General features: G+C 46.4%; 12 protein-coding genes. 6 read left to right on the top strand and 6 right to left on the bottom strand.

Annotated elements, in window-relative coordinates:
• Window positions 1-18: 18 nt before the first annotated feature.
• The 5 genes from PSI15_RS10460 to dnaA form a co-directional block, all read right to left on the bottom strand.
• The gene (locus PSI15_RS10460) at window positions 19-795 is read right to left on the bottom strand and encodes a GNAT family N-acetyltransferase (RefSeq protein WP_273583489.1); all 777 of its coding nucleotides are present in this window, start codon (window positions 793-795) and stop codon (window positions 19-21) included.
• Between the two features lie 341 nt (window positions 796-1136).
• A complete protein-coding gene (gene gyrB, locus PSI15_RS10455) occupies window positions 1137-3551 on the bottom strand; it encodes a DNA topoisomerase (ATP-hydrolyzing) subunit B (RefSeq protein ID WP_273583488.1) in 2415 nt (804 codons plus the stop codon).
• A gap of 18 nt (window positions 3552-3569) precedes the next feature.
• Window positions 3570-4661, bottom strand: coding sequence for a DNA replication/repair protein RecF (gene recF / locus PSI15_RS10450; RefSeq protein WP_273583487.1), 1092 nt, complete (start codon window positions 4659-4661; stop codon window positions 3570-3572).
• 18 nt (window positions 4662-4679) lie between these two features.
• Window positions 4680-5780 (bottom strand): DNA polymerase III subunit beta, encoded by a 1101-nt coding sequence (gene dnaN, locus PSI15_RS10445; protein WP_273583486.1) that lies wholly within the window; start codon window positions 5778-5780, stop codon window positions 4680-4682.
• Window positions 5781-5784: 4 nt separating this feature from the next.
• Window positions 5785-7173, bottom strand: a complete 1389-nt coding sequence (gene dnaA, locus PSI15_RS10440; RefSeq protein ID WP_148886132.1) for a chromosomal replication initiator protein DnaA — start codon at window positions 7171-7173, stop codon at window positions 5785-5787.
• 707 nt (window positions 7174-7880) lie between these two features.
• On the opposite strand from dnaA, the gene rpmH reads away from it, so the two are divergent.
• The 5 genes from rpmH to mnmE all read left to right on the top strand — a co-directional run bounded on the left by rpmH (window position 7881) and on the right by mnmE (window position 11738).
• Complete coding sequence (gene rpmH / locus PSI15_RS10435) at window positions 7881-8021, top strand: 50S ribosomal protein L34 (RefSeq protein WP_015836465.1); 141 nt, start codon at window positions 7881-7883, stop codon at window positions 8019-8021.
• A 21-nt stretch (window positions 8022-8042) separates the two neighbouring features.
• Window positions 8043-8402, top strand: a complete 360-nt coding sequence (gene rnpA / locus PSI15_RS10430) for a ribonuclease P protein component (RefSeq protein WP_273583485.1) — start codon at window positions 8043-8045, stop codon at window positions 8400-8402.
• Window positions 8366-8626 carry a membrane protein insertion efficiency factor YidD gene (gene yidD / locus PSI15_RS10425; RefSeq protein WP_071827295.1) on the top strand — a complete coding sequence of 87 codons (261 nt, stop codon included), beginning with the start codon at window positions 8366-8368 and terminating at the stop codon, window positions 8624-8626. Before rnpA ends, yidD begins: the two co-directional genes overlap by 37 nt.
• 2 nt (window positions 8627-8628) lie before the next feature.
• Window positions 8629-10266, top strand: coding sequence for a membrane protein insertase YidC (gene yidC / locus PSI15_RS10420; RefSeq protein ID WP_273583484.1), 1638 nt, complete (start codon window positions 8629-8631; stop codon window positions 10264-10266).
• Between the two features lie 107 nt (window positions 10267-10373).
• Window positions 10374-11738: a tRNA uridine-5-carboxymethylaminomethyl(34) synthesis GTPase MnmE gene (mnmE, locus tag PSI15_RS10415; protein ID WP_273583483.1), complete on the top strand. Its 1365-nt coding sequence runs from the start codon at window positions 10374-10376 to the stop codon at window positions 11736-11738.
• 372 nt (window positions 11739-12110) lie between these two features.
• Here mnmE and PSI15_RS10410 read toward each other — a convergent pair whose 3' ends face one another.
• Complete coding sequence (locus tag PSI15_RS10410) at window positions 12111-12440, bottom strand: transposase (protein ID WP_273583505.1); 330 nt, start codon at window positions 12438-12440, stop codon at window positions 12111-12113.
• Between PSI15_RS10410 and PSI15_RS18600 the strand changes: the two genes are divergently transcribed.
• A complete protein-coding gene (locus PSI15_RS18600; protein WP_443256086.1) occupies window positions 12431-12541 on the top strand; it encodes a hypothetical protein in 111 nt (36 codons plus the stop codon). The genes PSI15_RS10410 and PSI15_RS18600 overlap by 10 nt on opposite strands.
• The last annotated feature ends 24 nt before the right edge of the window (window positions 12542-12565 follow it).

Raw genomic sequence — 12565 nt, 5'->3', positions numbered from 1 at the left:
TTTGTATTATCATGAATTTTAATAAATTCCTTTAAATAGGTAACCACCATGGCTTGGAGAGAAGAGCCAGGCCTTATTTTCGTTTGGATCTAATGTCATTCTCATATAATCAGACTTAATAAAGCCCATCTTTTCATAAACTTTTGAAGAAAGTTCATCTGTTGCAAGTGTGAGTTTTAATTTTCCGTGATAACCTATTTCATAAGACATATTAACGGCTTTTTCCATCAGTAAATGGCCACAATTCTGAATGCCAGGGTGGGTTATAAGGAAATTTACCTCAGGATAGTATGATTTTACTCGGCTATGTAGAGAATAATATTTTTTTATTAGCATGATTCCGATAGGCTTAGTATTAATATAACAAACAAAACAGGCGTGTGTCTGAGTATCTTTTTTCTGAGTTTTTTCCATTTCTTTAAGATAGGTTAAGAATTTTGCAAGTTTATCTAAAAGATTATATGTTATACAGCATCTCATATTCCATAAATCTTCGCGTGTTTTTTCTTGTTTTTGATGTATCTCTTTTTCTCTTTCAGCAACATTATTAATGTGGCTAATCCATCCGTCTGTCCGGATTGATTGGTAAAGTTGGGTAACTGAAATGATTCCATTTTCTATGTTAGTTTCTCGGATTATTGGTATATATCCGTTAATTAATCGAGGGTTTTGGTAATTAATGTTTATATTCAATATGTTTTTAGGTGGTAAGGAATGGAAAGATTTTGAACGAGTTAAAGACTCTGATAGAAATTTTGGGCTATAACTATCAAAGGAGTTGTTTCGTTTCAACATAATAAATCTCCTTTAACTATAAGCTGTAATGCTGTTCTCTTATTCTGCTTTTCTATTTTTACACTGATTTGCTTGCTTAATTAATGTGATTTAATTTAAGTGGACTCTTGAAAGAAACTGCCAATTTGATGGCAGCATACATATTGGTGGGATGGAATCGAAATATTTTGAATTATATTTAGTTAGTGTTTCGTCTTTTTCTTTGTCCAGTATAATTGTCGAAGGATAATAGTAGGGGATGTTTTTTTAGTGATATAGGTTGCTGGGAGAAAAATAGATAAATCAATCAATTCACATATCCACACCCCAGATAAGACAGGGATGTGGAATAAGTAGAAATATCAGATATCAATATTTGCTGCTTTTAGGGCATTCTCTTCAATAAATGCACGGCGAGGTTCAACCGCATCACCCATCAACGTTGTGAACAGTTGGTCAGTAGCAATCGCATCTTTCACGGTGACACGCATCATGCGACGTGTTTCTGGGTTCATGGTGGTTTCCCACAACTGATCAGGGTTCATTTCTCCCAGACCTTTATAACGTTGAACGGAAAGACCACGGCGTGACTCTTTGGCCAGCCACTCCAGAGCCTGTTCAAAGCTGCTTACCGCCTGACGACGTTCGCCACGTTCGATATATGCGCCCTCTTCAATCAGGTTCCCGATCGATTCACCCAGTTTGGTGATGCGGCGATATTCGCCACCGTGGATGAAATCGAAATCCAAATTGTAGTTGGTATCAACGCCATGAGTACGAATGCACAGAACGGGTTCGAAAATTTGACGTTCCCGGTTTTCATGGATTTGGTAGCTGTAAGTGCTGCCATTCTGCTCTTTATCATTCAGGCGAATAACCAGTGCACTGACCCATTCCTCCACTTTTGCCTGATCGTTTAAGGCGTCTTCGGTCAGTTTGGGATGGTAAATCAGGTTGTTCAGTAGAGCCAGCGGATACAGGCGTTCCATGCGACGGATGATTTTCTGGGTAGCATTGAATTCAGTCACCAGATTTTCCAGCGCTTCGCCTTTCAGGGCAGGTGCATGCGGGTTGATGTACAACGCTGCACCATCCAGCGCGATGGACATCTGGTAGGCTTCCATCGCATCGTCATCTTTGATGTATTGCTCTTGTTTGCCTTTCTTCACCTTATACAGTGGTGGCTGGGCAATGTAGACATAGCCACGCTCGATGATTTCCGGCATCTGGCGATAGAAGAATGTCAGCAACAGGGTGCGGATGTGAGAACCATCAACGTCGGCGTCGGTCATGATGATAATGCTGTGATAACGCAGCTTGTCCGGGTTGTACTCATCACGGCCAATGCCGCAGCCCAGCGCGGTGATCAAGGTGGCAACTTCCTGTGAGGAGAGCATCTTGTCAAAGCGGGCTTTCTCAACGTTCAGGATCTTACCTTTCAGTGGCAGGATTGCCTGATTCTTACGGTTGCGCCCCTGTTTTGCGGAACCGCCCGCCGAATCACCTTCCACTAAGTACAGTTCAGACAGAGCCGGGTCGCGCTCCTGACAGTCAGCCAGTTTGCCAGGTAACCCTGCCAGATCCAGCGCCCCTTTGCGGCGGGTCATTTCACGGGCTTTACGCGCGGCTTCACGGGCACGGGCGGCATCAATGATTTTGCCGACGACGGTTTTGGCATCGTTCGGGTTTTCCAGCAGGTATTCCACCAGCTTCTCATTCATCAGGGTTTCGACGGCGGTCTTCACTTCGGAAGAAACCAGCTTATCTTTGGTCTGGGAAGAGAATTTAGGATCAGGCACTTTAACGGAAATGACCGCAATCAAGCCTTCACGGGCATCATCACCAGTGGCGCTGACTTTGGATTTTTTGTTGTAACCCTCTTTATCCATGTAACTATTGAGGGTACGGGTCATTGCGGTACGGAAACCGACTAAGTGGGTGCCGCCATCGCGCTGAGGAATGTTGTTGGTAAAGCAGTAAATATTTTCCTGAAAACCGTCATTCCACTGCATGGAAATTTCAACGCCAATCCCGTCTTTTTCGGTGGAGAAATAGAAGACATTCGGGTGAATGGGGTTTTTATTGCGGCTCAGGAATTCAACAAACGCTTTGATGCCGCCCTCATAGTGGAAGTGATCTTCGGCATTGGTACGCTTGTCAACTAAACGAATGGAAACACCGGAGTTGAGGAAGGATAATTCACGCAGGCGCTTTGCCAGAATATCGTATTCGAACTCAGTGTTAAGTTTGAATGTCTCCATGCTTGGCCAGAAACGGACCGTGGTTCCTGTCTGCTCAGTATCACCGACGACTTTCAGTGGTGACTGTGGCACGCCCATATGATAGGTCTGTTCGTGAACCTTGCCGTCACGGCGGATAGTCAGTTCCAGTTTTTCCGATAAGGCGTTAACAACAGAAACCCCCACGCCATGCAGACCGCCGGAAACTTTATAGGAGTTGTCATCGAATTTACCCCCCGCATGCAGCACGGTCATGATGACTTCTGCTGCTGAAACACCTTCTTCTTCGTGTATGTCGGTAGGAATACCGCGGCCATCATCCTGCACAGAAACGGAATTATCTGCGTGGATTGTGACAACGATTTTGTCACAATGGCCTGCGAGGGCTTCGTCGATAGCGTTGTCAACAACCTCGAAGACCATGTGGTGCAGGCCAGTACCATCATCGGTATCACCGATATACATGCCTGGACGTTTACGGACGGCATCCAGCCCTTTTAATACCTTGATACTTGAGGAGTCATATGTATTCGACATCAACGTTTCTCGCTCATCTTAATCCTGTGGTTGAATCTCTATTTTGCCATGTTCTACGCGAAACATCCTGCTATTTACATCAATCATGTCTGTAACTTGCCCAGATGTGATTGCACTGACAAACACTTGGGCTTGCGTAGATTTTAGACGCTCGGCTAATAACTGACGACGGCCGGCATCCAGTTCTGAGGCAAAATCATCAAGCAGATACAGGCATTTTTGCCCGCTCTGTCGGGTGAAATATTCACCCTGTGCTAACCTCAACGCACACATCAGTAACTTCAACTGACCACGGGACAGCATATCTTCTACTGGTGTACCGTCCGCCCTGATCCGTAGATCGGCTTTATGCGGGCCGGCCGCGGTGTAGGTTAGCGATTTGTCGCGCTCAAACTGCCGCGCGAGCAGCTCCGCATATTCACTCTCTTTGTCCCAACCTTGTTGGAAACTGATACTAAGTGTGAATTCAGGTAAAAATTGTTGGCAGGTTTTTTCGATATCCTCGGAAATACCTGCAATATAGTCGGCCCGCCATTGACTGATTTCGGTTGCCAGCGGAGCTAATTCGCGATCCCAATGCTGGATTTGGCTGTAGCGGGTCACTTGTCGCAATGCCGCATTGCGTTGCTTGAGCAGCCTTCTTAGGTTGACCCAGGCAGCAAAAAAGCGAGGCTCATTGTGAAAACAGCCCCAATCAATAAAGGCCCGACGATATTTCGGGCCACCATTTAGCAAGGTGAAACCTTCCGGCGTGATAAGTTGTATCGGCAGGATTTTCGCCAATTCAGCAATTTTATGCCCATCACTGCCATCAATTCTGACTTTGCTGTCGCCTTGGCGATTTTTGCTTAAGCCCACCGATAAACTACGCTCATGGGGTTGCTGATCAAGCCGCCCATGAAGAATGAACTCTTCGCATTCATGGCGAATGACCCTTCCTGCCTGAATACTGCGAAAAGCACGGCCATGACCCAAGGTATAAATGGCTTCCAGTATACTTGTTTTGCCGCTACCGTTTGGCCCAACCAGAAAATTAAAACCGGTTGCCAGTGGCAGGTCAGCATCCGCGATATTACGAAAATCGCGGATCAGCAAACGCGAGAGAATCATATCGATGAATTAATTCTGTTACAGGCGCATTGGCATCACGACATAAGTCGCAGCCTGACTGGCTGAATTCTCAATTTTTACACTGGATGTGGCATCCGTCAGCAACAGACTTACGTGCTCACATTTCAATGCGTTGAGAACATCCAATACATAGCTGACATTGAAGCCAATTTCCACCTCACTGCCCTGGTAATTGACATCAACGATCTCTTCTGCTTCTTCTTGCTCCGGATTATTGGCGGTGATTCTGAGTTGGTTTTCGCTTAAATAGATACGCACGCCACGGAATTTTTCGTTGGATAAAATCGCGGCCCGCGAAAATGCCTGCTTAAGCATGTCACAATTGGCTTCCAACGTCTTATTGGGATTTTTGGGTAATACGCGGCGGTAATCAGGAAAACGGCCATCAACTAACTTCGATGTGAAGATAAAATCACCCACATGGGCCCGAATGTTATTGCTGCCAATCTGCAATTGCAGCGGATTATCACCGCCATCCAGCAGACGCATTAATTCAATGACCCCTTTGCGGGGGACTATCACTGAATGGGACGGCAGATTTTGCCCGATACCCATGGAACAAACCGCCAGACGGTGTCCATCTGTGGCAACAGTACGCAGTTCTTCCCCTTCCGTTTCAAACAGCATACCGTTCAAGTAATAGCGAACATCCTGATGTGCCATGGAAAATTGTGTCGATTCAATCAGGCGTTTCAGTGTGGCCTGAGGCAGTGAAAATTCGACTTCGCTCTGCCAGTCATCAAGATTGGGAAAATCTGATGCAGGTAGCGTCGAGAGTGAAAAACGGCTGCGGCCGGAACGAACGAGAATGCGATCGCCATCCTGTTCTACGCTGATTTCTGCGCCGTCAGGCAACCCGCGCCAGATATCAAAGAATTTACGGGCGGGAACGGTGGTGGCACCTTGTTCATGTGGCTGAGTCAGGGTAACCCGCGCCTTCATTTCCATTTCCAGATCGGTGCCCGTCAGTAGCAGGGAACCCTCTGTGACCTGCAATAATAAGTTGCCTAAAATGGGCAGGGTAGGGCGGCCTCCCAAGGGGCTGCTAACCTGCTGCAAAGGTTTTAATAATTGCTCACGTTCAATGATGAATTTCATAGCGCTAGGAAGATAATGTTCTGATTAAGTTGGAAAAATCTTCTTTGATGTCATGACTTTCCTCACGCAGTTGTTCGATTTTCCGACAAGCGTGAAGGACGGTGGTATGGTCACGGCCACCAAAGGCATCCCCGATTTCAGGCAAACTGTGATTTGTCAGCTCTTTTGCCAGCGCCATTGCCATTTGTCTCGGACGGGCAACGGAGCGTGAGCGGCGCTTGGAAAGCAGATCCGCAACCTTGATTTTGTAATATTCAGCCACCGTTTTCTGAATATTATCAATGGTGACCAGCTTTTCCTGAAGCGCCAATAAGTCACGTAATGCTTCGCGTACAAAATCAATAGTAATCGCGCGACCGGTAAAATTGGCATTGGCGATGACTCGGTTCAAAGCGCCTTCGAGTTCACGCACGTTAGATCGCAGGCGTTTAGCAATAAAAAAGGCCACTTCCCCCGGCAACTGGATTTGATTTTCGTCCGCTTTCTTCATCAGAATGGCAACGCGAGTCTCCAGCTCCGGCGGTTCAATGGCAACCGTCAATCCCCAGCCAAAACGGGATTTTAACCGATCTTCGACGCCATTTATCTCTTTCGGATAGCGATCTGATGTCAGAATAATCTGTTGATTCCCTTCTAACAGGGCATTGAACGTGTGAAAGAATTCTTCCTGGGATCGCTCTTTATTGGCAAAAAACTGAATATCATCGATCAGCAGGGCATCCACTGAGCGATAATAGCGTTTAAACTCTTCTATCGCATTGTTTTGCAATGCTTTTACCATGTCCTGAACGAAACGTTCAGAGTGCATGTAAACCACTTTTGCATTAGCCTTGCGTGCCATAATGCTATTGCCGACCGCATGCAGAAGGTGGGTTTTACCTAATCCGGTTCCGCCATACAGGAACAAGGGATTGTATGCACCCCCTGGATTATCCGCCACTTGTCTGGCAGCCGCTCTGGCGAGTTGGTTGGATTTACCTTCAACAAAGTTATCGAATGTGTGCTTGGGGTTCACATTGGAACGATAGGATAACTCAGGTTGGGCTTTTGCGTTGTCCCAGCTTGGGCGAACTGATGAGCTGGACGGTACAGCCGCCACTGGCGCATCGGCAATGATTTTCTGAGATGGAGACTGGTTTGGCGAAACAGGCTTATTCCCTACTTCAAAACGCAGTAACGGGACTTCAGGGCCACAGAAATCATTTAATAACAAATTGATATTATTAATATATTTCTCTCTTACCCAATCCAACACAAACCGGTTGGGGGCATAGAGAGCCAACGTGTTATCACTCAGTTCTGCCTGAAGGGGTCGTATCCACATACTGAATTCTGTGGCAGGTAACTCATCCTGCAATCGGGCAAGACATTGCTGCCAAAGCGAAAGTGACACGGCGAACTCCCCTAAAACAAGACCAATAAAAGAAACCGGAATAAAAGATACGTTATACTGGGCACAAGGTGTTATTCCTCTTATTCCTCATGATGTGGCAAGGAAGATAGCATGTACCTTGTGGCGATTTTTAACTTCATCGCTCCCCAAAGATCTCTATCATCTGCAAGAGAGATATTAGGATCGGGATCAACGATCATAACGCAAAAGACGACACAAATCCTCATTCTTTTACACAGCTTTGACGCTTTTTATCCACAGGGAGATCACCACGCTTTGGCACTTGCAGAATATAAAGGCCCGCAAGAGATACTGTAGTGTAATCATGGCATATAGCAAACTTCATTTAACCATTGTTTAAAATTCAATATGAAAATAATGTGATGATCACGCATTAACAGGCAATGATCTGTGTATGATCCTTGCGCTTTATTGCACAGTCCGTATAATCTTGCACCCTGCGTGTATGCCAACGATTTTTTCCGGTTATGTCTGGTGAGGATTTGGGGTAAGCACTTCGGGTAGCAAAAAGTCTGGCCCTGCCTGTGAACGATTGATTGAAGTAAAAAAATCCGACAGGAAAGCGGTTAGGCTCGCGTCATCTTGGATTGACTAAGGGGAGTACATTTTATTACAATCCTGCCTCTTTCTGGTCGCTAACGCATTTGCTGAATCAGTAACAAATTTTAAGCTAGGTAGAAATCGCTATGAAACGCACTTTTCAACCATCCGTACTGAAGCGTAACCGTACTCACGGCTTCCGCTCTCGTATGGCCACTAAAAATGGTCGTCAGGTTCTGGCTCGCCGTCGTGCGAAAGGCCGTGCTCGTCTGACTGTTTCTAAGTAATAAAGCTAGCCAACTTACCAAGTGGTTAAGCTCGCTTTTCCGAGGGAGTTACGTTTGTTAACTCCCGAGCATTTCACTTATGTTTTCCAGCAGCCGCAACGGGCAAGCTCCGCAGAGATCACGATCCTTGGGCGCTTGAATGAGCTGGGGCATCCCCGCATCGGTCTGACCGTCGCCAAAAAAAATGTTAAACGCGCCCATGAGCGTAATCGTATCAAGCGACTGGCTCGTGAAAGTTTTCGTTTAAACCAACATAAATTGCCTGCAATGGATTTTGTGGTTTTGGTGAGGAAAGGGGTCGCTGAGCTTGATAACCGTGAGCTAACGGAAGCTTTGGGCAAATTATGGCGTCGTCACTGTCGCTTGGCTCGCGCCTCCTGATTGCTTTGATCAGGGGTTACCAGTTAGTGCTGAGTCCACTACTGGGGCCTCGTTGTCGTTTCAATCCTACCTGTTCCCACTATGGCATAGAGGCATTGCGCAGGTTTGGGATGATAAAAGGCAGTTGGTTAACAGTGAAACGCGTATTAAAATGCCATCCCTTACACAAAGGTGGTGATGATCCTGTCCCACCTAAAAAAAACGACGATAACAGAGAACACTAACGATGGATTCGCAACGCAATCTTCTTCTCATCGCTTTGCTGTTTGTTTCGTTCTTGGTCTGGCAGGCGTGGGAAAATGATAAGAACCCACAACCAACAGCCCAGATCACGCAGCAAGCAAATACTACGCTGAGTAGCGAAGCAAGCAATGGGCAAGGTAAACTGATCACCGTGAAAACGGATGTGCTTTCATTGCACATCAATACCCGTGGCGGTGATATCGAGGAGGCTGATCTGCTGGCCTATCCTGATACCCTCGGTGCCAAAACCCCCTTTAAACTGCTGGAAACCACTCCTGAGTTTACTTATCAGGCTCAAAGTGGGTTAACCGGCATTAATGGCCCGGATAACCAAGCGGAGCGCCCACTTTATCAAACCACTCAGCATAGCTTTGTTTTGGCTGATGGTCAGAATGAATTGCGTATTCCGATGACGTATACCGCGCCGGATGGCGTTGTTTATGTCAAAACCTTCGTGGTAAAACGTGGTGATTATGCCGTTGCTGTTGATTACAGCATCAATAACGTCACCGACAAACCCTTGCAGATGGCGTTCTTCGGCCAGTTGAAGCAGAGCGTTGAATTGCCGAAACACCGTGATACCGGCAGCAGCAACTTTGCCCTGCATACCTATCGTGGTGCTGCGTACTCAGCCGCAGATGCAAAATACGAAAAATACAAATTTGATGATATTACTGACGGCAAAACGCTTTCTGTGACTACCCAAGGTGGCTGGGTCGCGATGCTTCAGCAATATTTTGCGACGGCTTGGGTGCCGGGCGCGGATAAAACCAGCACATTCTATACCATTGACGCTAAAAGTCAGAAGATGGCGATTATCGGCTATAAGGGCGAAACCATTAATATCGCGCCGAATAGCCAGCAGAATATCGCTTCGACTTTGTGGGTTGGCCCTGAAATTCAGGACAAAATGGCTGCGGTGGCTCCCCATCTGGATTTGACCGTCGATTACGGCTGGTTGTGGTTTATTTCCCAACCCTTGTTCAAGTTGCTGAAATTCCTGCACGAATTCATCGGTAACTGGGGCTTCTCGATTATTGCGATTACCTTTATCGTGCGCGGTATCATGTATCCGCTGACTAAAGCGCAATACACCTCAATGGCGAAAATGCGCCTGTTGCAGCCAAAAATCACGGCGATGCGTGAGCGTTTTGGTGATGATCGCCAGCGCATGAGCCAGGAAATGATGGCGCTGTATAAAACCGAGAAAGTAAACCCGCTGGGCGGCTGTTTACCTTTGGTTATCCAGATGCCTATCTTCCTTGCGTTGTATTACATGCTGATGGGTTCTGTTGAACTGCGCCACGCACCGTTTATTGGCTGGATTAAGGACTTGTCTGCGCAAGACCCTTACTACATCCTGCCATTGCTGATGGGTGTGACCATGTTTGTTATCCAGAAATTGTCACCGACTACCGTGACTGACCCGATGCAGCAGAAGATCATGACCTACATGCCGGTCGTGTTCACGGTCTTCTTCCTGTGGTTCCCATCCGGTCTGGTACTGTACTATATCGTCAGTAACTTGGTGACCATTATCCAGCAGCAGGTTATTTTCCGCAGTCTGGAAAAACGCGGTCTGCATACCCGCGAAAAGAAAGTCGATCTTAATAAAAAATAATTTTTTTAAAATTGAGTTTTTTTAAAATTAGCTAGAAGGCGGCATTAGCCGCCTTTATTATTTCAGTCCTTGGAAGATAACGGATATAGGTTAAAAGAGAGAATTTCATGAATACCACCGATACAATAGTCGCTCAGGCCACGCCTGTGGGACGGGGCGGTGTAGGCATTCTGCGTATTTCTGGTCGCAAGGCAGCGGAAGTCGCTCAGGTAGTATTGGGGAAACTCCCAAAACCTCGTTATGCCGATTACCTGCCTTTCCGGGATGCAGATGGAGCTGTACTTGATCAAGGCATTGCCCTTTACTTCCCCGGCCCGAATTCTTTTACGGGAGAAGATGTGCTGGAACTGCAAGGGCACGGCGGGCCGGTGATTCTGGATTTACTGTTAAAGAGTATTCTGACAATTTCCGGTGTACGCATTGCCAATCCCGGCGAATTCTCCGAACGTGCTTTTCTGAATGACAAACTCGATCTGGCACAGGCAGAAGCCATTGCGGATTTGATCGACGCCAGCTCCGAACAGGCGGCACGTTCTGCGATGAACTCCCTGCAAGGCGCGTTCTCTAACCAAGTCCATCAAATGGTAGAAGCGCTGACTCACCTGCGGATTTACGTTGAAGCCGCCATTGATTTCCCTGATGAAGAGATTGATTTTCTTTCCGATGGCAAGATAGAAGCCAAATTGGATGACGTGATCGCAGAACTGGAGCACGTTCGTTCACAGGCGCGTCAGGGCAGTTTATTGCGCGAAGGCATGAAAGTGGTGATTGCCGGGCGTCCGAATGCGGGTAAATCCAGCCTGCTCAATGCACTGGCGGGGCGTGAAGCCGCAATTGTGACGGATATCGCGGGAACCACGCGCGATGTGTTGCGTGAACATATCCATATTGATGGCATGCCACTGCATGTGATTGATACGGCCGGATTGCGCGAAGCCAGTGATGAGGTGGAGCGTATTGGCATTGAGCGGGCATGGCAGGAAATTGAACAAGCGGATCGTGTGCTGTTTATGGTGGACAGTACGACCACCGATGCCGTTGAACCTGCACAAATCTGGCCTGAATTGATGGTAAGACTGCCGGCATCTCTGCCCGTGACCGTCATTCGTAATAAGACTGATATGACTGGGGAAGAAACGGGCGTTGCAAAACTCAGTCACTATACCTTAATTCGCCTCTCTGCCCGTGATGGGCAAGGTATCGATTTTCTGCGTGATCACTTAAAAGAGACAATGGGTTTTAACAGCAATACAGAAGGCGGTTTCCTTGCCCGTCGTCGTCATTTGCAGGCACTGAATACTGCGGCGGAACATTTGCAAGAAGGCCATCAGCAGTTAGTTTTTGCCCGTTCAGGGGAATTGCTGGCAGAAGAACTGCGTTTGGCGCAACAAGCACTGAGTGAAATTACCGGAGAATTTACGTCTGATGATTTACTCGGCCGGATTTTTTCCAGTTTTTGTATTGGGAAATAATATCGGGAAATAGTACTGCAAGACCCACACTGTAGCCTTGTCTTTTTGACACAAATTCTTCCGTTAATCGGAGGGATTTGTGTTCTTTTCCATCATTTATACTTTTAATCTATTTATCGTGCGTTACAAGATAAAAGTCATCTATTTCAATAGAGTATCTATGATAAAGGCTTTCATGATAGGTTAAATCACCAGAGATTTTAAATAAGAATAAAATAATATAAAAATGCCCACGACAATATTGATCCTTATTAAGGAAAAGTGAATAAGTGATTTTTATGGGGATTCTCTTATTGCGTTTGAATAGCTTTCATTTTTTGTAGTGGTTGAGGTGACTTATTCGTGCTTAAGTAATCAAGAAAAATTAATTGCCTATTTTTCACCGTAACCGCCCAACAATGCATTGATTTCTTCTTCCATCGTGTCTTGAGTCCAGGTCATCAATCGTCGCCAGTGATATTTGGCTTGCTTCCAGACGATCTCAATCAGATTCAATTCAGGGCTGTACGTCGGAAGGTAAAGTAAAAACAGATTATGCTGACGTAACCACTCCACTTCTCTTTTTGTCTCAATGTGATGATGGATGCGGGCATTATCCAGCACTAAAAATGTCAGGCGGTTGTTCCCTTGTCTGGCCACCTGCTCTAAAAAATCAATCACGTCATTTCGCGTGATATTGCCTGAGGCGGTTAGTGAGTCCAGAAGATGTTGCCAATACGGTGATGTTTTTTATTTCTCCTGAGGCAGCAATGATCACCGCTCAGGGATTAACCCTTGATGGCGGAGAAAGAGGAGGTGCATAAACAGCTTATTATCTCCTCATACTG

The sequence above is a fragment of the Xenorhabdus sp. PR6a genome, from assembly GCF_028599065.1.
Lineage (GTDB): Bacteria > Pseudomonadota > Gammaproteobacteria > Enterobacterales > Enterobacteriaceae > Xenorhabdus > Xenorhabdus doucetiae.
Note: the sequence above shows the minus strand (reverse complement) of the source record. Positions and strands in the feature narration are given on the sequence as shown.

Bases quoted from the DNA above. Each gene is read 5' to 3' on its own strand.
- mnmE (WP_273583483.1), top strand. From the start codon at position 10,374: ATGAATACCACCGATACAATAGTCGCTCAGGCCACGCCTGTGGGACGG.
- yidD (WP_071827295.1), top strand. From the start codon at position 8,366: ATGGCGTCGTCACTGTCGCTTGGCTCGCGCCTCCTGATTGCTTTGATC.
- recF (WP_273583487.1), bottom strand. From the start codon at position 4,661: ATGATTCTCTCGCGTTTGCTGATCCGCGATTTTCGTAATATCGCGGAT.
- yidC (WP_273583484.1), top strand. From the start codon at position 8,629: ATGGATTCGCAACGCAATCTTCTTCTCATCGCTTTGCTGTTTGTTTCG.
- rpmH (WP_015836465.1), top strand. From the start codon at position 7,881: ATGAAACGCACTTTTCAACCATCCGTACTGAAGCGTAACCGTACTCAC.
- PSI15_RS10460 (WP_273583489.1), bottom strand. From the start codon at position 795: ATGTTGAAACGAAACAACTCCTTTGATAGTTATAGCCCAAAATTTCTA.
- gyrB (WP_273583488.1), bottom strand. From the start codon at position 3,551: ATGTCGAATACATATGACTCCTCAAGTATCAAGGTATTAAAAGGGCTG.
- dnaN (WP_273583486.1), bottom strand. From the start codon at position 5,780: ATGAAATTCATCATTGAACGTGAGCAATTATTAAAACCTTTGCAGCAG.